Origin of the sequence: Massilia sp. NP310 (assembly GCF_019443485.1) — a bacterium.
Taxonomy (GTDB): domain Bacteria; phylum Pseudomonadota; class Gammaproteobacteria; order Burkholderiales; family Burkholderiaceae_D; genus Telluria; species Telluria timonae.
Genome location: NZ_CP080379.1, coordinates 5,002,501 through 5,026,375, shown reverse-complemented (window position 1 = coordinate 5,026,375; position 23,875 = coordinate 5,002,501). Strand labels below are relative to the sequence as shown.

Annotated in this window: 15 protein-coding genes, 2 tRNA genes, 6 rRNA genes and 1 riboswitch (1 of these 24 cut by a window edge); of the genes, 14 read left to right on the top strand and 9 right to left on the bottom strand. The window is 61.9% G+C overall.

Features of this window, described 5'->3' with window-relative positions:
• Positions 1–48: 48 nt before the first annotated feature.
• Positions 49–1,579: ribosomal RNA gene (locus tag KY496_RS22160) — 16S ribosomal RNA — on the bottom strand.
• Positions 1,580–2,020: 441 nt separating this feature from the next.
• Between KY496_RS22160 and cobT the strand changes: the two genes are divergently transcribed.
• The 13 genes from cobT to KY496_RS22095 all read left to right on the top strand — a co-directional run bounded on the left by cobT (position 2,021) and on the right by KY496_RS22095 (position 15,111).
• Positions 2,021–3,052 (top strand): nicotinate-nucleotide--dimethylbenzimidazole phosphoribosyltransferase, encoded by a 1,032-nt coding sequence (gene cobT, locus KY496_RS22155; RefSeq protein ID WP_219862478.1) that lies wholly within the window; start codon positions 2,021–2,023, stop codon positions 3,050–3,052.
• Complete coding sequence (locus KY496_RS22150) at positions 3,049–3,831, top strand: adenosylcobinamide-GDP ribazoletransferase (RefSeq protein ID WP_219862477.1); 783 nt, start codon at positions 3,049–3,051, stop codon at positions 3,829–3,831. Before cobT ends, KY496_RS22150 begins: the two co-directional genes overlap by 4 nt.
• The gene (locus KY496_RS22145; RefSeq protein WP_184240541.1) at positions 3,831–4,373 is read left to right on the top strand and encodes a histidine phosphatase family protein; all 543 of its coding nucleotides are present in this window, start codon (positions 3,831–3,833) and stop codon (positions 4,371–4,373) included. Before KY496_RS22150 ends, KY496_RS22145 begins: the two co-directional genes overlap by 1 nt.
• A 19-nt stretch (positions 4,374–4,392) precedes the next feature.
• A riboswitch (cobalamin riboswitch) is annotated at positions 4,393–4,626 on the top strand.
• A gap of 64 nt (positions 4,627–4,690) precedes the next feature.
• Positions 4,691–6,544, top strand: coding sequence for a TonB-dependent receptor domain-containing protein (locus KY496_RS22140; protein ID WP_219862475.1), 1,854 nt, complete (start codon positions 4,691–4,693; stop codon positions 6,542–6,544).
• 59 nt (positions 6,545–6,603) lie between these two features.
• Positions 6,604–7,626, top strand: a complete 1,023-nt coding sequence (locus KY496_RS22135) for an iron ABC transporter permease (protein ID WP_071360490.1) — start codon at positions 6,604–6,606, stop codon at positions 7,624–7,626.
• Positions 7,623–8,402: an ABC transporter ATP-binding protein gene (locus tag KY496_RS22130; protein WP_071360491.1), complete on the top strand. Its 780-nt coding sequence runs from the start codon at positions 7,623–7,625 to the stop codon at positions 8,400–8,402. The genes KY496_RS22135 and KY496_RS22130 overlap by 4 nt, the downstream gene beginning before the upstream one ends.
• The gene (gene cobO, locus KY496_RS22125) at positions 8,399–9,025 is read left to right on the top strand and encodes a cob(I)yrinic acid a,c-diamide adenosyltransferase (RefSeq protein WP_005671439.1); all 627 of its coding nucleotides are present in this window, start codon (positions 8,399–8,401) and stop codon (positions 9,023–9,025) included. Before KY496_RS22130 ends, cobO begins: the two co-directional genes overlap by 4 nt.
• Entirely contained in the window at positions 9,019–10,311 is a 1,293-nt protein-coding gene (locus KY496_RS22120; protein WP_219862473.1) for a cobyrinate a,c-diamide synthase, read from the top strand. Before cobO ends, KY496_RS22120 begins: the two co-directional genes overlap by 7 nt.
• Positions 10,308–10,868 (top strand): bifunctional adenosylcobinamide kinase/adenosylcobinamide-phosphate guanylyltransferase, encoded by a 561-nt coding sequence (gene cobU, locus KY496_RS22115; RefSeq protein ID WP_219862471.1) that lies wholly within the window; start codon positions 10,308–10,310, stop codon positions 10,866–10,868. Before KY496_RS22120 ends, cobU begins: the two co-directional genes overlap by 4 nt.
• Complete coding sequence (gene cbiB, locus KY496_RS22110) at positions 10,862–11,794, top strand: adenosylcobinamide-phosphate synthase CbiB (protein ID WP_071360495.1); 933 nt, start codon at positions 10,862–10,864, stop codon at positions 11,792–11,794. Before cobU ends, cbiB begins: the two co-directional genes overlap by 7 nt.
• Positions 11,787–12,767, top strand: coding sequence for a threonine-phosphate decarboxylase CobD (cobD, locus tag KY496_RS22105; RefSeq protein WP_219862469.1), 981 nt, complete (start codon positions 11,787–11,789; stop codon positions 12,765–12,767). The genes cbiB and cobD overlap by 8 nt, the downstream gene beginning before the upstream one ends.
• Positions 12,764–13,654 (top strand): cobalamin-binding protein, encoded by an 891-nt coding sequence (locus tag KY496_RS22100; RefSeq protein ID WP_071360497.1) that lies wholly within the window; start codon positions 12,764–12,766, stop codon positions 13,652–13,654. The genes cobD and KY496_RS22100 overlap by 4 nt, the downstream gene beginning before the upstream one ends.
• Positions 13,651–15,111, top strand: a complete 1,461-nt coding sequence (locus KY496_RS22095) for a cobyric acid synthase (RefSeq protein WP_219862467.1) — start codon at positions 13,651–13,653, stop codon at positions 15,109–15,111. The genes KY496_RS22100 and KY496_RS22095 overlap by 4 nt, the downstream gene beginning before the upstream one ends.
• Before the next feature lie 50 nt (positions 15,112–15,161).
• On the opposite strand, the gene rrf (KY496_RS22090) is transcribed toward KY496_RS22095, so the two are convergent.
• The 5 genes from rrf (KY496_RS22090) to KY496_RS22070 form a co-directional block, all read right to left on the bottom strand.
• A 5S ribosomal RNA gene (gene rrf, locus KY496_RS22090) occupies positions 15,162–15,274 on the bottom strand.
• A gap of 153 nt (positions 15,275–15,427) precedes the next feature.
• Positions 15,428–18,301: ribosomal RNA gene (locus tag KY496_RS22085) — 23S ribosomal RNA — on the bottom strand.
• 240 nt (positions 18,302–18,541) lie between these two features.
• Positions 18,542–18,617 (bottom strand) — tRNA-Ala (locus KY496_RS22080).
• Positions 18,618–18,625: 8 nt separating this feature from the next.
• A tRNA-Ile gene (locus KY496_RS22075) sits at positions 18,626–18,702 on the bottom strand.
• Positions 18,703–18,784: 82 nt separating this feature from the next.
• A 16S ribosomal RNA gene (locus KY496_RS22070) occupies positions 18,785–20,315 on the bottom strand.
• Together the 16S, 23S and 5S rRNA genes with 2 tRNA genes alongside form the textbook arrangement of a ribosomal RNA operon.
• A 686-nt stretch (positions 20,316–21,001) precedes the next feature.
• On the opposite strand from KY496_RS22070, the gene KY496_RS22065 reads away from it, so the two are divergent.
• Positions 21,002–21,460 carry a MarR family winged helix-turn-helix transcriptional regulator gene (locus KY496_RS22065; protein ID WP_219862465.1) on the top strand — a complete coding sequence of 153 codons (459 nt, stop codon included), beginning with the start codon at positions 21,002–21,004 and terminating at the stop codon, positions 21,458–21,460.
• A 23-nt stretch (positions 21,461–21,483) separates the two neighbouring features.
• Here KY496_RS22065 and KY496_RS22060 read toward each other — a convergent pair whose 3' ends face one another.
• The 3 genes from KY496_RS22060 to KY496_RS22050 all read right to left on the bottom strand — a co-directional run.
• Positions 21,484–23,061, bottom strand: coding sequence for a methyl-accepting chemotaxis protein (locus KY496_RS22060; protein WP_219862464.1), 1,578 nt, complete (start codon positions 23,059–23,061; stop codon positions 21,484–21,486).
• 256 nt (positions 23,062–23,317) lie between these two features.
• A 5S ribosomal RNA gene (rrf, locus tag KY496_RS22055) occupies positions 23,318–23,430 on the bottom strand.
• A 153-nt stretch (positions 23,431–23,583) separates the two neighbouring features.
• A 23S ribosomal RNA gene (locus KY496_RS22050) occupies positions 23,584–23,875 on the bottom strand; it runs 2,584 nt beyond the window's last position.

Sequence of the window (23,875 nt, the reverse complement as noted above, 5' to 3'; positions counted from 1 at the left end):
AAGCGTGGACGCTTGATGATGGGGCGTTAGACCCCGGTGCTACTCTAGAAAGGAGGTGATCCAGCCGCACCTTCCGATACGGCTACCTTGTTACGACTTCACCCCAGTCACGAATCCTACCGTGGTAAGCGCCCTCCTTACGGTTAAGCTACCTACTTCTGGTAAAACCCGCTCCCATGGTGTGACGGGCGGTGTGTACAAGACCCGGGAACGTATTCACCGCGGCATGCTGATCCGCGATTACTAGCGATTCCAACTTCACGTAGTCGAGTTGCAGACTACGATCCGGACTACGATACACTTTCTGGGATTAGCTCCCCCTCGCGGGTTGGCGGCCCTCTGTATGTACCATTGTATGACGTGTGAAGCCCTACCCATAAGGGCCATGAGGACTTGACGTCATCCCCACCTTCCTCCGGTTTGTCACCGGCAGTCTCATTAGAGTGCTCTTGCGTAGCAACTAATGACAAGGGTTGCGCTCGTTGCGGGACTTAACCCAACATCTCACGACACGAGCTGACGACAGCCATGCAGCACCTGTGTTCAGGTTCCCTTTCGGGCACAACCAAATCTCTTCGGTCTTCCTGACATGTCAAGGGTAGGTAAGGTTTTTCGCGTTGCATCGAATTAATCCACATCATCCACCGCTTGTGCGGGTCCCCGTCAATTCCTTTGAGTTTTAATCTTGCGACCGTACTCCCCAGGCGGTCTACTTCACGCGTTAGCTGCGTTACCAAGTTAATTAAAACCCGACAACTAGTAGACATCGTTTAGGGCGTGGACTACCAGGGTATCTAATCCTGTTTGCTCCCCACGCTTTCGTGCATGAGCGTCAATCTTGACCCAGGGGGCTGCCTTCGCCATCGGTGTTCCTCCACATCTCTACGCATTTCACTGCTACACGTGGAATTCTACCCCCCTCTGCCAGATTCTAGCCTTGCAGTCTCCATCGCAATTCCCAGGTTGAGCCCGGGGATTTCACGACAGACTTACAAAACCGCCTGCGCACGCTTTACGCCCAGTAATTCCGATTAACGCTTGCACCCTACGTATTACCGCGGCTGCTGGCACGTAGTTAGCCGGTGCTTATTCTTCAGGTACCGTCATTAGCCGTGGATATTAGCCACAGCCGTTTCTTCCCTGACAAAAGAGCTTTACAACCCGAAGGCCTTCTTCACTCACGCGGCATTGCTGGATCAGGCTTGCGCCCATTGTCCAAAATTCCCCACTGCTGCCTCCCGTAGGAGTCTGGACCGTGTCTCAGTTCCAGTGTGGCTGGTCGTCCTCTCAGACCAGCTACTGATCGTCGCCTTGGTGAGCCTTTACCTCACCAACTAGCTAATCAGATATCGGCCGCTCCAGGAGCACAAGGCCCGAAGGTCCCCTGCTTTCATCCATAGATCGTATGCGGTATTAGCGTAACTTTCGCTACGTTATCCCCCACTCTTGGGTACGTTCCGATATATTACTCACCCGTTCGCCACTCGTCAGCGGAGCAAGCTCCCTGTTACCGTTCGACTTGCATGTGTAAAGCATGCCGCCAGCGTTCAATCTGAGCCAGGATCAAACTCTTCAGTTCAATCTCTGTTTGTTGACTCTTTCGAGTCACTCGCTATTGCTAGCGAGGTCGCTCACTCAAAATACTGACCATCATCTCATTGCTGAGACAACGTTTAATACTTTGTGCGAACATTTGATATTTTAAGTATGCAGCTGAACAAGTCAGCTGGCACCTTCATCAAACGCCCACACTTATCGACTGTTAATTTTTAAAGATCAGAATTCGGTGCTTCTTCCTGCTGCATCGTTGCGAATCGTTGTGTTCGTCAGCAGCAGAGAGGCGAGATTATGAAGTGTTTCTCATTGTTCGTCAACCTCTTTTTTCTCTTCGCTTTCGCTACCGTGAGGCTGCGTCTGCGTCGAGGAGCGAGACTATAGCAAGCCGGAGGCCGGTTTGCAAGGTTTACGATTGTGATATCTTAGCCGCCGCATTCAGCGACCTTCTCTTACATACCCTTATATGATTCCTACGATCGTCCCTACCGCCGACGCCGCCCTCTCCCAGTCCCTGGCGGACGCCATCAATCACAAGACCAAGCCGCTCGGCAGCCTCGGACGACTGGAATCGCTCGCCGCCCAACTGGGGCTGATCCAGCGCTCGACCAGGGTCAGCATCGACCAACCCGCGATCCTGGTGTTCGCCGCCGACCATGGCGTCGTGGCCGAGGGCATCTCCGCCTTCCCGCAAGACGTCACCTGGCAGATGGTCGAGAACTTCCTGGGCGACGGCGCGGCCATCAATGTATTCGCGCGCCAGAACGGCTGCGCCCTGCACGTGGTCGACGCCGGCGTGAACCACGATTTCGGCGCACGCGCGGGGCTCGTGCACCGCAAGGTCGCCAACGGCACCCGCAACTTCGCGCTCGAACCCGCGATGACGGCGCAGGAATGCGCGACCGCGCTCGAACACGGCATGGCATTGGCGCGCGACCTCCCCGGCACCGTGGTCGGCTTCGGCGAGATGGGCATCGGCAACACGACGTCGGCCGCCGCCCTGATGCACAAGCTGACCGGCCAGCCGGTGGCGCGCTGCGTCGGCGCCGGCACCGGCCTCACCCCCGACGGTATCCGCCACAAGGCCGACGTGGTCGCGGCAAGCGTGGCCCGTCACACCCACGCCGTGCAGCCGCTCGAGGTGCTGGCCACCTTCGGCGGCTTCGAGATCGCGATGATGGCCGGCGCCATGCTCAAGGCGGCCGAGCTGCGCAAGGTGCTGCTGATCGATGGCTTCATCGTCACCAGCGCGCTGCTGGTGGCCGCACGCCTGCAGCCGGCCATCCTCGACTACTGCGTGTTTTCGCACTGTTCGGGCGAGCATGGCCACGCCCTGCTGCTCGAGGAGCTCGGCGCCCGTCCGCTGCTCGACCTTGGCCTGCGCCTGGGCGAAGGCACCGGCAGCGCGCTCGCCCTGCCCCTGCTGCACGCCAGCGCCAACTTCCTGAACGAGATGGCCACCTTCGCCTCGGCGCAAGTGAGCGAACGCTCGGCATGACGCACCAGCTGCGCCTGTTCTTCATCGCGCTGCAGTTCTTCACGCGGCTGCCGATTCCGCGCTGGGTCGGTTTCGAGCCGAGCTGGTTGAACCATGCGTCGCGCTACTTCCCGCTGGTGGGCGTCGTGGTCGGCGCCATCGGCGCGCTCGTCTACCTGGTGGCCGCGCAGTGGCTGCCGGCGCCAGTGGCGGCCGTGCTGTCCACCGCCGCCACCATCTACCTCACCGGCGCCTTCCACGAAGACGGCTTCGCCGACACCTGCGATGGCCTGGGCGGCGGCATGACGAAGGAACGCGCGCTCGAGATCATGAAGGATTCGCGGGTCGGCGCGTATGGCGCGATCGGCATCGTCTGCATGCTCGGCGCGAAGCTGGCCCTGCTTGCCAGCCTGCCGCCGGCCAGCGCCATGGCCGCCCTGCTGCTGGCTCACCCGCTGTCGCGACTGGCCGCAACTTCCCTGATCTGGCAGATGGAGTACGCCCGCGCCGAGGGCAAGGCCAAGCCGCTGGCGGTGCGCATGAGCGACCGCGAGTTCGGCATCGCCGCCGTCACCGTGCTGCTGCCCGCGCTCGGCCTGCTGGCCTGCGGCCTGCTCGACCTGGCCGCGATCGTCGCCGCGCTGGTGGCGTCCCTCGTTGCAACCTGCTGGCTCGCGCGTAAGTTCACGCGGCGCTTGCAAGGCTATACCGGCGACTGCCTCGGCGCCGTGCAGCAACTGGCCGAAGTGGCGGTCTATATCGCGGTGCTGGCCACGCTCGGCCGCGGCGTGCTGGCCTGATGCGCCTCTACCTGGTGCGCCATCCGCGGCCCGAGGTGCCGGCCGGGCACTGCTACGGCCGCAGCGACCTGGCGGCGGATCGAGCCGACGTCGAACGGGTGCTGGCCGCATTGGCGAGCCAGGGGCTGCCCGGCGCGATGCCCGTCTACGCCAGCCCACTGGCCCGCAGCGCGGTCCTGGCGGCGCAGCTCTCGCCGGCGCCGGTATTCGACGCGCGCCTGGCCGAGATCGACTTCGGCGCCTGGGAAATGCGCAGCTGGGACGACATCCCGCGCAGCGAGATCGACGCCTGGAGCGCCGACCTGCTGCACTACCGACCCGGCGGCGGCGAAAGCGTGATGGACGTGGCCGCACGCGTGGCCGGTTTCGATGCCGACATCCGGCGCGCCGGACACGCACAGGCCCTGGTCATCTGCCATGCCGGCACCATGCGCCTCCTGCATTCGCTGCACCTCGGCGGCACGCTGGTCGAGGCCGCGCTGCGCGCTGCGCAGGCGCCACACCGGATCGGCTACGGTGAAGTGATGATGCTGGAAACCTGACAACGCCTTGGACAACGCCTTATAATGTGCGCGTTTTGGTGCTCGCGCCTGCGTTCGCAGTCGCAGTTAAACGGGAAACACGAAGCTCCTTTCAAGGGCCAACGTGTGCTGCCCCCGCAACGGTAAGCAAGTGCCGCATGCTCTCTTCGAGCCATGCGGCAAACCGTCCCCTCATACCACTGTGCGCATGCATGGGAAGGTCGGACGGCCATACTTGTCAGCCCGGATACCGGCCAAAAGGTGGCGTCGCCTCGCGCGATGCCGTTCAATCTGGCCTACGGGGACGTCGGCTGGTTGCCCTTTATAAGAAACAGTTCATGAATTTTCCAGTCACCCGGCAAGCCGCCGCGGTCTCGCTCGCCCTCGCCGTCATCTCGTCCGCCGCCGTCGCCGACGCACCGTCGCCTGACGCCATTCCTACCGCCGACACCGTCGTCGTCACCGCAACGCGCAGCGCGCAGCGCGCCGCCGACGTCATCGCCGACACCACCGTCATCGATGCCGAAGAGATCGCGCGTTCCGGCGCCGGTTCGGTGGCCGACATCCTGCGCCGCCAGCGCGGCATCGAAATCTCGCGCAACGGCCCGGCCGGCACCGCCACCAGCGTCTTCATCCGCGGCGCCAACGCCAACCAGTCCGTGGTCCTGGTCGACGGCGTGCGCTTCGGTTCGGCGACCACCGGCACCGCCAGCTGGAACGCGATCCCGCTGGGCGCCATCGACCGTATCGAGATCGTCTACGGGCCGCTGAGCACCCTGTACGGCGCCGACGCCATCGGCGGCGTGATCCAGATCTTCACCCGCAAGGGCGAAGGCGCCCCGGTCGTCACCGGCTCGGTTGGCGTGGGCAGCAACGCCACCCGCCAGCTTGATGCCGGCATCTACGGCAGCAGCGGCGGCCCGAACGCCGTCAGCTACGCCTTCGGCGCCGGCTACGAGGACTCGGACGGCTTCTCCTCCACCCGCCCGGGCGCCTCGGGCTACAACCCGGACGAAGACGGCTACCGCCGCCGCAACGCCAACGGCCGCGTGTCGATGGCGCTTGCGCCGGGCCACGAGATCGGCGCCCAGTTCCTGGTCAGCCGCCTGTACAGCCAGTACGACAGCGGCACCGCCAACTACGGCGTCCACAGCGACAACGACCTGAACACCGCCGCGGTCTTCATGCGCAACCAGATCCTGCCGAACTGGCACAGCACGGTGCAATACGCGCGCTCGGAAGACAAGTCGGGCAACTTCACCAACGCGACGCCATCCGGCGCCAGCCAGATCGACACCCAGCAGGATGAGTTCAGCTGGCAGAACGACATCGCCATCGGCCAGGACACGCTGCAGCTGCTGTACACGCACCGCAAGGAAGAGGTGCCGACGATGCAGCGCTCGCGCATCACGAATTCGTATGCCGCGGCCTACTCGGCCAAGCGCGGCCAGCACCTGGTCGACGTCAGCGCGCGCCACGACCGCTCGGTCTATGGCAGCAAGAACACCGGCGCCGCCGGCTATGGCTACGACTTCGGCAACGGCCTGCGCGCCACCGCCAGCGTCGGCACGAGCTTCCGCGCCCCGACCTTCAACGAGCTGTATTTCCCCGGCTACGGCCTGGAAACCAACAAGCCCGAAAAAGGCCGCAACCGCGAAGTGGGCCTGCGCTACGACGGCGACAGCTACCAGCTGGACGCCACCTACTTCCACAACCGCCTGACCGACATGATCGTGTCGAGCACCCCATGCCCGGACGGCGTCAACCGCAGTTGCGCCTACAACGTCAACGAAGGCCAGCTCGAAGGATTCTCGCTGGCCGGTGCTACGCGCCTGATGGGCGTCGACCTGCGCGCCAGCCTCGATTGGCAGGATCCGCGCGACGAGACCACCGGCAAGCAGCTGGCGCGCCGCGCGAAGAAGCACGCCAGTTTCGGCGCCGACTACACGATGGGCACGCTCAAGGCCGGCGCCGAGCTGACGGTATCGGGAGAGCGCTTCGACGACGCCGCCAACAACCGTCGCCTGGGCGGCTACGGCCTGCTGAACCTGCACACGACCTGGCAGTTCACGCCCGACTGGTCGCTGCTGATGCGCCTGGACAACGTCGCCGACAAGCAGTACGAAATCGCGCGTAACTACGGCACCAGCGGCCGCACCTGGTTCGCGGCCCTGCGCTACGGCATCCGTTAAGCTATAACCCCTTGCCCGCGGCAGCCAGGCCGCGGGCGTCCGAAACCAACAGGGCCAGCATGCACGCATCCGTCCCACCGCTACGCCAGCGCGCCACGCTCATCGTCGGCGCCATGCTGGCGTTTTCGATTGCCACCCTGCTGTTCGCGGGCATGACCGGATCGATCCGGGTGCCTCTCGGCGAGATTCCCGACGCCCTGCGCCAGCTCGCCAGCGGCCAGCCCGATTCGCTTTCCGCCTCCCTGCTCGAGCTGCGCGCCAGCCGCGCGCTGGTGGCGTTCGCGACCGGCGGCGCGCTGGCCCTGGCCGGCCTCATGATGCAGGCGTTGCTGCGTAATCCGCTGGCCGACCCGTATGTGCTGGGCGTCTCGTCCGGCGCCTCGGTCGGCGCCCTGCTGGCGCTGCTCCTGATGGCGTCCACGCTGATGGTCGATGCCGCCGCGCTGGCCGGCGCCATCGGCGTGGCGATGTTGCTGTACCTGCTGGCGCGGCGCGACCTGCGCAGCGGCCAGGCGGCCGAAGGTGGCGCCTCGATGCTGCTCCTGACCGGCGTGATCGTCTCGGCCCTGTGCGGCTCGGTCGTGACCCTGATGCTGTCGATCGCGCCCGAGGGGCGCCTGCGCAGCATGATCTTCTGGCTGATCGGCGACCTGGCCGGCGCGCCGCTGCGGCTGGCGCCCTGGCTGGTGCTGGCCGGCTGCCTGGTGTACGCCATGCGCAATGCGCGCGCCATGAACATGGTCGCGCTGCACGCCGAGAATGCAGTGACGCTGGGCGTGCGCGTCGGCGCGCTGCGCAAGGGACTGTTCTTCGTGTCGGCCCTGCTCACCGCGAGCGCGGTCACCAGCGCCGGCTCGATCGGCTTCGTCGGCCTGATCGTGCCGCATGCCTGCCGCTTCGCCTTCGGGCCCGACCACCGGGTCCTGATCCCGGCCGTGGTGCTGGCCGGCGGCGCCTTCCTCGTGCTGTGCGATACGCTGGCGCGCACCATCATCGCGCCGCAGCAGCTGCCGGTCGGCGCCATCACGGCGATGATCGGCGCGCCGGTCTTCCTCTACCAGTTGCACCGCCTGCGCAAATGAACTCCATCTCCACCCACGACCTGCTGCTGTCCATCGGCCCACGCACCCTGGTGCGGGGCCTGGACTGGACCGCGCGCGCCGGCGAATGCTGGAGCATCATCGGCCGCAATGGCGCGGGAAAAAGCACCTTGCTGCGTACGCTGGCCGGGCTGCAGCCGCCGAACGGCGGATCGGTCCAGGTGAATGGCCGCGCACTACCCGACTGGCCGCTGACCGAGCTGGCGCGCGAGCGCGCCTTCCTGGCCCAGTCGCGCCACGACGCTTTCGCCTACACGGTGCTCGAGAGCGTGCTGTCGGCGCGCCACCCCTACCACGCCAACCGCTACTGGGAAGGCAGCGACGACCATCAAGCCGCCCTGCAGGCGCTGGCGTCGATGGAAGTGGACGACCTGGCCGCGCGCGACGTACGCACCCTGTCCGGCGGCGAGCGCCAGCGCGTGGCGATCGCCGCCCTGCTGGCGCAGCAAACGCCGCTGCTGCTGCTCGACGAGCCGGCCAATGCGCTCGACCTGGCGCACCAGGTGAGCGTGATGGGCCTGCTGGCCCGCCTGTGCCGCGAGCAGAACCGGACCGTGGTCATGATCGGCCACGACCTGAACCTGGCCGCGCGCATCTCGACCCACGCGCTCCTGCTCATGGGCGACGGCCGCTGGACCGCCGGCGCCAACGACCAGATCATGCGCCCGGCGCTGCTGGGCGACTACCTCGGCCATCCGATCGACATGATCGAACACGAAGGCCGCCGCATCTTCATCCCCAAGGAGGGCTCCGCATGACCGACATGACTCCAGAACAGACCGCCGCCCTGAACGACCGCCACCGCGCCCGCATGGAGCGCAAGAAGGCGGTCATCGACGCAAAAATCGCCTCGGCCGACAAGGAAATCGGCATCGTCATCGTCAATACCGGCAACGGCAAGGGCAAGAGCTCGAGCGCGTTCGGGATGGTGGCGCGCGCGCTCGGCCACGGCATGAAAGTGGGCGTGGTCCAGTTCATCAAGGGCGCCTTGTCGACCGGCGAAGAAACCTTCCTGCGCCGCTTTCCCGACGAAGTGCGCTTCCATGCGATGGGCGAAGGCTATACCTGGGAAACGCAGAACCGCGAGCGCGACATCGCCAAGGCCGAGGAAGCCTGGGCGCTGGCCCGGCAGTTCCTGTCCGATCCCGCGATCGGCATGGTGGTGCTCGACGAGCTGAACATCGCCCTCAAATACAAATACCTCGACGTGCACACCGTGATCGCCGACCTGCTCGACCGTCCGGTGATGCAGCACGTGGTGATTACCGGCCGCGGCGCGCCGCCGGAACTGATCGCGGTGGCCGATACCGTCACCGAAATGAACGTGGTCAAGCACGCGTTCAAGGCCGGCATCACGGCCCAGGCGGGAACCGAATGGTGACGGGCGCCCGTATCGTCCTGGTGGCGGCGATGTCGTCCGGCCAGGGCAAGACGACGGTGACGGCCGGGCTGGCGCGGCGGCTGGTCCGCATGGGCAAGCGCGTGCGGGTGTTCAAGTGCGGCCCCGACTTCATTGACCCGATGCTGCTCGAACGCGCCTGCGGCGCGCCGGTGCACAATCTCGACCTGTGGATGGTGGGCGTCGATGCCTGCCGCCAGCGCCTGCTTGACGCCGCGCGCGAGGCGGACGCGATCCTGATCGAGGGGGTGATGGGCCTGTACGATGGCTCTCCTTCGGCGGCGGACCTGTCGCGCGAGTTCGGCATCCCCGTGCTGGCGGTGCTGGACGCGTCGGCGATGGCGCAAACGGCCGGCGCCGTGGCGCAGGGCCTGCGCGACTATGGCCCCGTCGAGATGGCCGGCGTGATTGCCAACCGCATCGCCAGCAGCGGCCATGCGGCAATGGTGAAAGAGTCGCTGCGCGACATCCCGCTGATCGGCACTCTCTCCCGCCAGGAGGCGCCGCTGCCCGAGCGTCATCTGGGCCTGGTGGTGCCGGGCGAGGTCGAGGAGCTCGACGGCATCCTGGATGCGCTGGCCGACAGCATCGATTTCGATGAAGCGGCGTGGGATGCGCTACCCGTCATGACGCCTGCTGCCACGGCCCCGGCGCCTGTAGAGCCGCTGCTGGCGGGGCGCACGATCGCGATCGCGCGCGATCCGGCCTTCGTCTTCGTCTACCCGGCGAATATCGACCTGCTCGGGCAGCTCGGCGCGCGCATCACGTATTTCGCGCCGTTGTCCGACGAAGCGGTGCCGGACGATGCCGACGCGGTGTATCTGCCGGGCGGCTATCCCGAACTGCACGGCGCGCAGCTGCAGGCCGCCCAGCGCTGGCGCGACTCGATCCGCGCGGCGCACGCACGTGGCGTGCCGATCGTCGCCGAATGCGGCGGCATGATGGCGCTTGCCGATGGCCTGACCGATGGCGAGGGACGCCGCTTCGAGATGGCCGGGCTGCTCACCGGCGAGGTCAGGATGCAGAAGCGCCTGGGAGGACTGGGCATGCATGCGATGCCGACGCCGCAGGGAGAGATTCGCGGCCATACCTTCCATTATTCATTGCTGGACTCCCCGGTCGCGCCGCAAGCACATACCGTGAAGCAGAGGACGGGCACGCAAGGCGAAGCCGCCTACCGGGTCGGCTCGCTGTTCGCGTCCTACTTCCACGGCTACTTCCCTTCCAACCCGCGTGCGGTGGCGGCACTGTTCGGAGCGCAGCCGTGAGCGTGACCCTGGTCTTCGGCGGCGCGCGCTCGGGCAAGAGCGCCTACGCCGAGCGCATCGCGCGCGAATCGGGCAAGGAGGTCGTCTATGTCGCCACCTCGCGCGCCGGCGACGGCGAGATGGCTACCCGCATCGCCCATCACCGCGAGCGGCGCCCGCCCGAATGGCGGACGGTCGAGGAAGAACTGGCGCTGGCGCAGACGCTGCGCGACTGGTGCGCGCCGCAGCGCCTGGTGCTGGTCGACTGCCTGACGCTGTGGCTCAGCAACCTGATGTTCTGCGATGGCCGCGACTATCCCGACGTCGGCGCGGTCGACTTGCCGGCATCCTTTCATCAAGAGCGTACGGCGCTGCTGGACTTGCTGGACGGGGAGCTGCCGGGCGACCTGATCCTGGTGTCGAACGAAATCGGCATGGGCATCGTGCCCTGGGGCGCGATCTCGCGCAGCTTCGTCGACGAAGCCGGCCGCCTGAACCAGGCGGTGGCGTCGCGCGCCGACCGCGCGGTGCTGGTGGCGGCCGGCCTGCCACTTGTCCTGAAAGGTCTCCAGTGCTGACCGGCCTGTCGCTGTCCACCATCGCGCTATTGCTCGTCGCCGGCATCGCGCTCGACCTGCTGCTGGGCGAGACGCGGCGCTGGCACCCGCTGGTCGGCTTCGGCAAGCTGGCCGGCTCGATCGAGCGGCGACTCAATCGCGGGCAGGCGCGCCTGGCGCGTGGAGCCCTGGCATGGATGCTCGCCGTCCTGCCACTGAGCCTGCTGTTCCTGGCGTTGGCCGACCTTGCCGGCCTGTGGCTGCATGCGGTGCTGCTCTATTTCTGCATCGGCCTGCGCAGCCTGCGCGACCATACGCTGCCGATCCATTCCGCGCTGCGCGCGGGCGACCTGGCGCAGGCGCGCGCGCTCACGGCGCGCATCGTCAGCCGCGACACGGCGCACGCCGACGAATCCGACCTTGCCAAGGCCAGCGCCGAATCGCTGCTCGAGAACGGCAACGACGCCGTGTTCGGCACGCTGTTCTGGTTCGTGCTGCTGGGTGGGCCGGGCGCGGTGCTGTTCCGCCTGACGAACACGCTCGATGCGATGTGGGGTTATCGCAGCGAGCGCTTCAACCTGTTCGGCCGCGTCGCGGCGCGCATCGACGACGCATTGAACTACGTGCCCGCGCGCCTGACCGCGTTGTCGTACGTGCTGCTGGCGGGCAGCGGCCGCGCGCGCGCCTGGCACTGCTGGCGCACCCAGGCCCCGGCCTGGAGCAGCCCGAATGCCGGGCCGGTGATGGCCAGCGGCGCCGGCGCCCTGGGCGTGTCGCTGGGCGGCGCCGCCGTCTACGATGGCGAAGTCGAACAGCGCCCGCCGCTGGGCCTCGGGCCTGCCGCCGGCGCCGGCGACATCCTGCGCGCCTGGCGGCTGGTGCTGCGCACTACCTTGCTGTGGGCCGGCGTGGTCTGCCTGCTGGCGGTCGGAGTTTCTCATGCTTGAACACGGCGGCAACCTGCGCGACGCCGCGCGTCACTATGGCCGCGATGACTGGGTCGACCTGTCGACCGGGATCAACCCGCATGGCTATCCGGCGCCGGCGCCGTCGAGCGCGGCCTGGCATCGCCTGCCGGAGCCCGATCCTGCATTCCTTGCTGCGGCCTGCGCCTATTACGGCGCGCCGCAACTGCTGCCGGTGGCCGGCACGCAGGCGGCGATCCAGGCCCTGCCGCGCCTGCGTCCACCATCGCGCGTCGCGGTGTCGGCGCCTTCGTATGCGGAACACGCGTTTCACTGGAACCTGCACGGCCATACGCGGCGGCTGGCGCCGTACGCGGAACTGGACGCCGCGGTCGATGGCAGCGACGTCGTCGTGGTGGTCAATCCGAACAACCCGACCGGCGAAACCATCGCGCCCGAGCGCCTGCTCGACTGGGCGGCGCGGCTGCATGCGCGCGGCGGCTGGCTGGTGGTCGACGAAGCCTTTGGCGATACGGCGCCCACGCTGAGCGTGGCGCCGCATGCGGCGCAGCCGGGATTGATCGTGCTGCGCTCGATCGGCAAGTTCTTCGGGCTGGCGGGGCTGCGGCTGGGATTCGTCGCGGCGCATGAGCGCGTGCTGGCGGACCTGGCCGACCTGCTCGGGCCGTGGGCCGTCAGCGGTCCGGCGCAGGAGATCGCGCTGCAGGCGCTGGCCGACACCGGCTGGCAGCGGGATACGCAGGCCCGGCTGGCTCAGTCGGGCAAACGGATGGCGCGGCTGCTGCGGGAGCACGGCATCGTCAGCGCCGGCACGCCGCTGTTTCGCTGGTGGCCCGAGGCGCGGCCCGAAGCCTTTCATGAACACATGGCCGCGCACGGCATCTGGTGCCGGCTGTTTCGCGATGCGGCGCGCGGCATCCGGGTCGGCCTGCCTGCCGCCGAGGATGAATGGCAACGCCTCGAACAAGCACTTCACGAATGGAGCAAGCAATGAAGAAAGCGATGCTGCTGGCCGGCCTGGCTGGTCTGGCCGCGGCTGGCCTGGCGGCCCAGGCCCAGGCCGCGATCACGGTCAAGGATGATGCCGGACTGACGGTCACCCTCGCCAAGCCGGCGCTGCGGGTAGTATCGATGGCGCCCAGCGTCACCGAGCTGCTGTTCGCGGCCGGCGGCGGCAACCAGATCGTCGGCGCGGTCAACTACAGCGATTATCCCGAAGCGGCCAAGCGCATCCCGCGCATCGGCTCGAACCGCGAGATCGACATGGAGCTCCTGATCTCGCTGAAGCCCGACCTGATCGTGGCCTGGCGCCACAACAGCTCGGAGCGACAGATTGAGATGGTGCGCCGCCTGGGCGTCCCGGTATTCCAGAGCGACCCGCAGACGCTGGACGGCATTCCCGACGCCGTGCTGCGCCTGGGCCAGTTGCTGGGCACCGACGCCGCGGCTAGGACGACCGCGACGCAGCTGCGCGAGCAGTTGGCCGGCCTGCGCGCGAAGTATGCGAACCGTTCCACGGTGCGCACCTTCTACCAGGTGTGGGACAAGCCGCTGTATACACTGAGCGGAAAGCACATCCTGACCGACGCGATGAAGCTGTGCGGCGGCGAGAACATCTTCGACAAGCTGACGGTGACGGCGCCGATCGTCTCGATCGAGAGCGTGTTGCAGGCCAACCCGGAAGCGATCATCGCCACCGCCGAGAAGAACTATGGCGGCGTCGAACTGTGGAAGCCGTATGGCACCCTGGCCGCGGTGCGCAGCAATAACCTGTTCACGCTGGACGGCCACCTGCTCAATCGCGCGGGGCCGCGCATGGTCCAGGGCACGGCCGCGATGTGCGAAGTGCTCGAGCAGGCGCGCCAGCGTCGCTCCAGATGAGCGGCTTTCCCTACCGGACCCTGATGGTGCAGGGCACGACGTCCGACGCCGGCAAGAGCACGGTGGTCGCGGCGCTGTGCCGCCTGCTCAAGCGGCGCGGCATCCGGGTCGCGCCATTCAAGCCACAGAACATGGCGCTCAACAGCGCGGTGACGCGCGATGGCGGCGAGATCGGCCGCGCGCAGGCGCTGCAGGCGATCGCCGCCGGCATCGAGCCGCATACCGACATGAATCCGGTGCTGCTCAAGCCGTCGAGCGACGTCGGCGCCCAGGTCATCATCCATGGTCAGGTGCGCGCCGACATGAATGCGCGCGACTATCACCAGTACAAGCCGGTGGCGATGGGGGCGGTGCTCGCATCGCATGCGCGCCTGCTGGCGCAGTACGAAACGGTGATCGTCGAGGGCGCGGGCAGTCCGGCCGAGATCAACCTGCGCGACCGCGACATCGCCAACATGGGCTTTGCCGAGGCGGTCGACTGCCCGGTGGTGCTGGTGGCGGATATCGATCGCGGCGGTGTGTTCGCGCATCTGGTTGGAACGCTGTCCTGCCTGTCGCAGTCGGAGCGCGATCGGGTGATCGGCTTCGTCATCAACCGCTTCCGTGGCGACATCAAGCTGCTCGAGCCGGGGCTGGAGTGGCTGGAACGGCAGACCGGCAAGCCGGTGCTGGCGGTGCTGCCCTATCTGCACGGGCTGTTCCTCGATGCCGAGGATGCGGTGCAGGCGACGCAAACGAACAAGGGCGCGTTTCGTGTCGTCGTTCCCAGCCTGCCGCGCATGAGCAATCACACCGATTTCGATGCGCTGCGTGCGCATCCGGACGTCGACCTGCGCTTCGTGCGGCAGGGAGAGGCGATTCCGGGCGCGGACCTGATCGTCCTCCCGGGCAGCAAGAATACGCGCGGGGACCTGGCCTGGCTGGAGGCGAATGGATGGCCTGAACGGATCGCGCGTCACCTGCGCTATGGCGGCAAGGTGATCGGCGTGTGCGGCGGGTTCCAGATGTTGGGCCGGACAGTACAGGATCCCCATGGCGTCGAAGGCGCGCCGGGACTGTCTGCGGGACTCGGCTTGCTGGATATCGAGACCGAACTAACGCGCGGAAAGCGGCTGACCAGGGTGGAGGGCGTGTGTGCGTTCAGTGTGGACGGCACCGCCAGCCGGGTGAGCGGCTACGAAATTCATATGGGTGTGTCGCATGGCGCGGCCATGGAGACGCCAGCATTTTCGATCGACGGTCGCGGCGAAGGCGCCGTGTCGTCGGATGGACAGATCCTGGGAACGTATCTGCATGGACTGTTCGATCACCCGGAAGCCTGCGGCGCACTGCTGCAATGGGCTGGTTCGCGCAGCGAACATGTCGTCGACACGGCGCAGCTGCGTGAAGCGAGTCTGGATCGCATCGCGGATTCGGCGGAAGGGTTGCTGAACAGGCTGATCGAGATCGGCGGCTGAAAGCAAAAAACCCCGACCAGATCACTGGACGGGGTTTTTCTATATAACTAGCCTGACGATAACCTACTTTCACACTGGTTGCAGCACTATCATCGGCGCAAAGTCGTTTCACGGTCCTGTTCGGGATGGGAAGGGGTGGGACCGACTTGCTATGGTCATCAGGCTTTGACTTGTCTGGCTACGCTTGAGTTACGCGTGGGCGGCACAGCCGCCCACCCTACGCTTTGTTCAGCGTGGCCATGAATCTGGAAGAAGTAAGTTGGGTTGTAGCTTTTGTATCGAGCAGTTGTACTCGACCTTGGACTACCAAGGTTATAGGGACAAGCCGTACGGGCAATTAGTACTGGTTAGCTTAATGCATTACTGCACTTCCACACCCAGCCTATCAACGTCCTGGTCTCGAACGACCCTTCAAGGAGCTCAAGGCTCCGGGAAATCTCATCTCAAGGCAAGTTTCCCGCTTAGATGCTTTCAGCGGTTATCTCTTCCGAACTTAGCTACCCGGCAATGCCACTGGCGTGACAACCGGTACACCAGAGGTTCGTCCACTCCGGTCCTCTCGTACTAGGAGCAGCCCCCTTCAAATTTCCAACGCCCACGGCAGATAGGGACCAAACTGTCTCACGACGTTTTAAACCCAGCTCACGTACCACTTTAAATGGCGAACAGCCATACCCTTGGGACCGGCTACAGCCCCAGGATGTGATGAGCCGACATCGAGGTGCCAAACTCCCCCGTCGATATGAACTCTTGGGAGGAATCAGCCTGTTATCCCCAGAGTACCTTTTATCCGTTGAGCGATGGCCCTTCCATACAGAACCACCGGATCACTATGTCCTACTTTCGTACCTGCTCGACTTGTCGGTCTCGCAGTTAAGCACGCTTATGCCATTGCACTATTAGCACGATGTCCGACCGTACCTAGCGTACCTTCGAACTCCTCCGTTACACTTTAGGAGGAGACCGCCCCAGTCAAACTGCCTACCATGCACTGTCCCCGGTCCGGATAACGGACCAAGGTTAGAACCTCAAATGAACCAGGGTGGTATTTCAAGGATGGCTCCACGAGAACTGGCGTCCCCGCTTCAAAGCCTCCCACCTATCCTACACAGATTGATTCAAAGTCCAATGCAAAGCTACAGTAAAGGTTCATGGGGTCTTTCCGTCTAGCCGCGGGTAGATTGCATCATCACAAACATTTCAACTTCGCTGAGTCTCGGGAGGAGACAGTGTGGCCATCGTTACGCCATTCGTGCAGGTCGGAACTTACCCGACAAGGAATTTCGCTACCTTAGGACCGTTATAGTTACGGCCGCCGTTTACTGGGACTTCAATCAAGAGCTTGCACCCCATCATTTAATCTTCCAGCACCGGGCAGGCGTCACACCCTATACGTCCACTTTCGTGTTTGCAGAGTGCTGTGTTTTTATTAAACAGTCGCAGCCACCATTTTATTGCAACCCGTTCGTCCTTCCACAGTAAAGTGGTCAAACTACTAGGGCGTACCTTATCCCGAAGTTACGGTACCAATTTGCCGAGTTCCTTCTCCCGAGTTCTCTCAAGCGCCTTAGAATACTCATCTCGCCCACCTGTGTCGGTTTGCGGTACGGTCTCGTATGACTGAAGCTTAGAGGCTTTTCTTGGAACCACTTCCGATTGCTTCGTCGCACATGGCGACTCGTCTCGACCCCTTGAATTACGTGCCCGGATTTGCCTAAGCACCTTCTATGAGTCAAAAACTAGCTATTCCAACAGCTAGACAACCTTCCGCGATCCGTCCCCCCATCGCATCATACGACGGTGCAGGAATATTAACCTGCTTCCCATCAGCTACGCATCTCTGCCTCGCCTTAGGGGCCGACTCACCCTGCTCCGATGAACGTTGAACAGGAAACCTTGGGCTTACGGCGTGCGGGCTTTTCACCCGCATTATCGCTACTCATGTCAGCATTCGCACTTCTGATACCTCCAGCATCCTTTACAAGACACCTTCGCAGGCTTACAGAACGCTCTCCTACCATATCCTTACGGATATCCGCAGCTTCGGTGACTGGCTTAGCCCCGTTACATCTTCCGCGCAGGACGACTCGATCAGTGAGCTATTACGCTTTCTTTAAATGGTGGCTGCTTCTAAGCCAACATCCTGACTGTTTTAGCCTTCCCACTTCGTTTTCCACTTAGCCAATCTTTGGGACCTTAGCTGGCGGTCTGGGTTGTTTCCCTCTTGACACCGGACGTTAGCACCCGATGTCTGTCTCCCAAGCTCGCACTCATCGGTATTCGGAGTTTGCAATGGTTTGGTAAGTCGCAATGACCCCCTAGCCATAACAGTGCTCTACCCCCGATGGTGATACTTGAGGCACTACCTAAATAGTTTTCGGAGAGAACCAGCTATTTCCAAGTTTGTTTAGCCTTTCACCCCTACCCACAGCTCATCCCCTAATTTTTCAACATTAGTGGGTTCGGACCTCCAGGGCGTGTTACCGCACCTTCATCCTGGCCATGGGTAGATCACTTGGTTTCGGGTCTACACCCAGCGACTGTCGCCCTGTTCGGACTCGATTTCTCTACGGCTCCCCTATTCGGTTAACCTCGCCACTGAATGTAAGTCGCTGACCCATTATACAAAAGGTACGCCGTCACCCCACGAAGAGGCTCCGACTGTTTGTATGCACACGGTTTCAGGATCTATTTCACTCCCCTCCCGGGGTTCTTTTCGCCTTTCCCTCACGGTACTGGTTCACTATCGGTCGATTACGAGTATTTAGCCTTGGAGGATGGTCCCCCCATGTTCAGACAGGATTTCTCGTGTCCCGCCCTACTTGTCGTACGCTTAGTACCACCGGTCTGATTTCGCATACGGGGCTATCACCCACTATGGCGCCACTTTCCAGAGGCTTCTGCTATCAGTCCGACTATCACGTACAGGCTCATCCCATTTCGCTCGCCACTACTTTGGGAATCTCGGTTGATTTCTTTTCCTGCAGCTACTTAGATGTTTCAGTTCGCCGCGTTCGCTTTGCATACCTATGTATTCAGTATGCAATGACCTAAAAGGCCGGGTTTCCCCATTCGGAAATCTGCGGATCAAAGCTCGTTTGCTAGCTCCCCGCAGCTTATCGCAAGCTACTACGTCCTTCATCGCCTGTAATCGCCAAGGCATCCACCATGTGCACTTATTCACTTGTCCCTATAACGTTGGCCTCTTCATGAGTTAAAGAGATCGTCATAGATCAAGAGTACAACTATGTTTGCTTGATACAAATTACTACTACCCTAAGTGTGTCTCACACATCGTTTCCGACATGATTCAACACGCTTAAAAAAACTTTACTTCTTCCAGATTGTTAAAGAACGAAAAAACAGTGATCTCGAAAAGACCAAACCTAAATCTCATCAGTCATTTACTGACGACTTACGTTTGAACTTTTGGTGGAGGATGACGGGATCGAACCGACGACCCCCTGCTTGCAAAGCAGGTGCTCTCCCAGCTGAGCTAATCCCCCGAGAAACGTGGTAGGGCTGGTTGGACTCGAACCAACGACCCCCGCGTTATCAACACGGTGCTCTAACCAGCTGAGCTACAGCCCCGATAAAACTGTTCTTTACTCGTTCAACAGTCGATAAGCGTGGACGCTTGATGATGGGGCGTTAGACCCCGGTGCTACTCTAGAAAGGAGGTGATCCAGCCGCACCTTCCGATACGGCTACCTTGTTACGACTTCACCCCAGTCACGAATCCTACCGTGGTAAGCGCCCTCCTTACGGTTAAGCTACCTACTTCTGGTAAAACCCGCTCCCATGGTGTGACGGGCGGTGTGTACAAGACCCGGGAACGTATTCACCGCGGCATGCTGATCCGCGATTACTAGCGATTCCAACTTCACGTAGTCGAGTTGCAGACTACGATCCGGACTACGATACACTTTCTGGGATTAGCTCCCCCTCGCGGGTTGGCGGCCCTCTGTATGTACCATTGTATGACGTGTGAAGCCCTACCCATAAGGGCCATGAGGACTTGACGTCATCCCCACCTTCCTCCGGTTTGTCACCGGCAGTCTCATTAGAGTGCTCTTGCGTAGCAACTAATGACAAGGGTTGCGCTCGTTGCGGGACTTAACCCAACATCTCACGACACGAGCTGACGACAGCCATGCAGCACCTGTGTTCAGGTTCCCTTTCGGGCACAACCAAATCTCTTCGGTCTTCCTGACATGTCAAGGGTAGGTAAGGTTTTTCGCGTTGCATCGAATTAATCCACATCATCCACCGCTTGTGCGGGTCCCCGTCAATTCCTTTGAGTTTTAATCTTGCGACCGTACTCCCCAGGCGGTCTACTTCACGCGTTAGCTGCGTTACCAAGTTAATTAAAACCCGACAACTAGTAGACATCGTTTAGGGCGTGGACTACCAGGGTATCTAATCCTGTTTGCTCCCCACGCTTTCGTGCATGAGCGTCAATCTTGACCCAGGGGGCTGCCTTCGCCATCGGTGTTCCTCCACATCTCTACGCATTTCACTGCTACACGTGGAATTCTACCCCCCTCTGCCAGATTCTAGCCTTGCAGTCTCCATCGCAATTCCCAGGTTGAGCCCGGGGATTTCACGACAGACTTACAAAACCGCCTGCGCACGCTTTACGCCCAGTAATTCCGATTAACGCTTGCACCCTACGTATTACCGCGGCTGCTGGCACGTAGTTAGCCGGTGCTTATTCTTCAGGTACCGTCATTAGCAAAGGATATTAGCCTCTACCGTTTCTTCCCTGACAAAAGAGCTTTACAACCCGAAGGCCTTCTTCACTCACGCGGCATTGCTGGATCAGGCTTGCGCCCATTGTCCAAAATTCCCCACTGCTGCCTCCCGTAGGAGTCTGGACCGTGTCTCAGTTCCAGTGTGGCTGGTCGTCCTCTCAGACCAGCTACTGATCGTCGCCTTGGTGAGCCTTTACCTCACCAACTAGCTAATCAGATATCGGCCGCTCCAGGAGCACAAGGCCCGAAGGTCCCCTGCTTTCATCCATAGATCGTATGCGGTATTAGCGTAACTTTCGCTACGTTATCCCCCACTCTTGGGTACGTTCCGATATATTACTCACCCGTTCGCCACTCGTCAGCGGAGCAAGCTCCCTGTTACCGTTCGACTTGCATGTGTAAAGCATGCCGCCAGCGTTCAATCTGAGCCAGGATCAAACTCTTCAGTTCAATCTCTGTTTGTTGACTCTTTCGAGTCATCGGCTATTGCTAGCCGAGTCGCTCACTCAAAATACTGACCGTCACTTCATTGCTGAAGCAACGTTTAATACTTTGTGCGAACATTTGATATTTTAAGTATGCAGCTGAACAAGTCAGCTGGCACCTTCATCAAACGCCCACACTTATCGACTGTTAATTTTTAAAGATCAGAATTCGGTACTGCTTCATCTGCTGTTTGCTTCGAATCGTTTTGTTCGTCAGCAGCAGAGGAAAGAGAGTATGAAGTGTTTTTCGTTTTTCGTCAACCCCTCATTTCGCTTCGTCTCAGATTTCTCTGCCGACCTTGCCATCGTAACCACTTGATTACGTTAACATTTTCGGTCAGTGCCGAAGCGGAGGCGAACTATAGCAAAGCCCAACCCGGTCGCGCAAGTGCTCAGCAATAATATTGTTCTGCAGTGAGCATTCATGGCAATGGGGCCACACTGCGCAGCTGCTCGGCGCCCTGCAAGGACGAGGCGCCTCCAGCACTTGCGCCTGCTGCTGGTAATACAGGGGACTCATGATTGTCGTCCTCTCGCGCAGAGATGCAAAAAAGTACGTACTCGCACTCATTACAATGTAGAGGTGCTGGCATCTCGGATCTTGCGGATCATCGCTTGCAATTATCTAGCGTGCGACCTATATTGGAAAACATGAATGCGAACACTTCCACCTCCACTGCGACGCCCATGCTCGACGAGCAGCTGTGCTTCGCCTTGTACTCGACCTCCCTGGCGATGATGCGGGTCTACCGCGGTTTGTTGCCAAAGCTCGGGCTCACCTACCCGCAGTATCTCGTGATGATGGTGTTATGGGAACAAGATCAGCTGACCGTGTCCGACATCGGCGAGCGCCTGTTCCTGGATTCCGCGACCTTGACACCTTTGCTCAAGCGTATGGAAGCCCAGGGACTGGTGCAGCGTAACCGCGCGCGCAGCGATGAACGCCAGGTGATCATCAGCCTGACCGAAGAGGGCAACACGTTGAGGAAAGAAGCCGCCAGCGTGATGCCGGCGATATTGTGTGCGACCCAGTGCTCGGTCGATGAGGCGTCGGCTTTGCGCGACCAGTTGGTAAACCTGCGCAAGAGCCTGAACGACAGCGCCGACTGAGCGGCGCCTGATAGGTAGGAAAGTCAGCCCGCGATCCGCAGCGGGCTGCCCTCGGCGCCAATACGGAACACGCGCACCGTGCGCAACAGCATCGCTGCCTGTTCCTTGAGTGCCGCGGCGGAAGCTGCGGCTTGCTCGACCAGCGCAGCGTTCTGCTGGGTTGCCTCGTCCATTTGACCCACCGCATGGTTCACTTGCTGGATACCGGCATGCTGGGCTTCGCTCGCGGTCGTAATTTCAGCGATGATGCCGCTGACTTCCTTCACGCTGGTCACGATGTCGTCCATCGTGGTGCCAGCCTGCTCCACCAGCTTCGAACCCGCATCGACCTTGGCGACCGATTCACCGATCAATGCCGAGATCTCCTTGGCGGCAGTGGCCGAGCGGTGCGCCAGGTTGCGCACTTCGCTCGCGACCACGGCGAAGCCCCGTCCCTGCTCGCCGGCACGCGCCGCTTCGACCGCAGCATTCAACGCCAGGATATTGGTCTGGAAGGCGATGGCGTCGATCACGCTGGTGATGTCCGATATCTTGCGGGCCGAGGCATTGATATCCTGCATGGTATTGACCACGGCGGAGACGACGGTGCCGCCCTTGGCTGCGACTACGCTGGCCGATGCGGCGAGCGTGTTGGCGTGACGGGCATAGGCGGTGTTCTGTTCGACGACAGCGGTCAGCTCTTTCATCGAGTCCGCGGTGCGACCCAGTGAATTCGCCTGTTCCTCGGTGCGCATCGACAGATCGTCGTTGCCGGCGCTGATCTCACTAGAAGCGGTCGCGATCATGTCGGTGCCGCCGCGAACCTGGGCAACGATGTTTTGCAAACTAACCTGCATTTCACGGATGGCATGCATGACGCTGGCCTCGTCGTTGGGGCGCACGGCGACGTCGACGGTGAGGTCGCCCGCGGCAATGGCCGACGCGATGCGATTGACTTCGACCGGCTCGCCGCCCAGCTGGCGCAGCAGGTGTGCCGTGATCGCGCTGCCGATCACCAGGCTCAGTGCGACCGCGGCAAGCGTGACCACGATGATCGTGGTCTTGGCGGAAGCGATCGACTCCTGCGCATGAGCCGTACCGGCTTCGACATGTTGCTGAACGGTGGTGATGACCCGGTCGATATCGAGGACGTTTTGACGGCGCAATGGACTGCATTCATTGACGAGGAAGGCACCGTACTCGGCCATCTGCCCGGCATCGCGGTAACGGCGTGGGCGGTTCAGCTCTTGCGCCATCTGCAATAGTCCATCGCGCATCTTCGCGAAGTCGGCATTCCCCACGAACAGTGGCTCCAGGGCTTGCAGCTCGGCGAGATAACGGGCTTTCTGTTCGTCCAGGAGGTCGAGTTCACGCGTGGCGTCAGTGGCGTCCGGAAAAATGTAGGCATTGCGCGCGGCGAGACCGGTTTGGGCGAGCGACTCGCGCAACTCGTAGAGGCGCTCGAGCTGGTTAGTGCGCACCGTATTTTGTACGGTAAGTTCCTGACCGACATTGCCTAATTCACGCCACGCAAAGATGGCCAGGACGATGATCAGGATCCCGACCAGGCCAAACCCGAGGCCTAGCTTGGCCCGCGTGCTGAGTGCAGAAAGTGATCGCATAATATTCTTTTTAAAAGTGATGAGGCAAACGACGTCCCTGTCGGCTTGATATGCCAACAAGAACAAATAATTGGGTAACGAAGAATTATAGAAAACTATCTGCCGCGCACGATTGATTCTGGACAGAAAGCAAAGTTATTTGTACGCAATGTGCTTTATGTCAAAGCGATTTGGTGCTTGAACAACAAACGGTACATGGGATGCACAAAGCAAAAAACCCCACCAGGATCACCTGGTGGGGTTTTTCATATAACTAGCCTGACGATAACCTACTTTCACACTGGTTGCAGCACTATCATCGGCGCAAAGTCGTTTCACGGTCCTGTTCGGGATGGGAAGGGGTGGGACCGACTTGCTATGGTCATCAGGCTTTGACTTGTCTGGCTACGCTTGAGTTACGCGTGGGCGGCACAGCCGCCCACCCTACGCTTTGTTCAGCGTGGCCATGAATCTGGAAGAAGTAAGTTGGGTTGTAGCTTTTGTATCGAGCAGTTGTACTCGACCTTGGACTACCAAGGTTATAGGGACAAGCCGTACGGGCAATTAGTACTGGTTAGCTTAATGCATTACTGCACTTCCACACCCAGCCTATCAACGTCCTGGTCTCGAACGACCCTTCAAGGAGCTCAAGGCTCCGGGAAATCTCATCTCAAGGCAAGTTTCCCGCTTAGATGCTTTCAGCGGTTATCTCTTCCGAACTTAGCTACCCGGCAATGCCACTGGCGTGACAACCGGTACACCAGAGGTTCGTCCACTCCGGTCCTCTCGTACTAGGAGCAGCCCCCTTCAAATTTCCAACGCCCACGGCAGATAG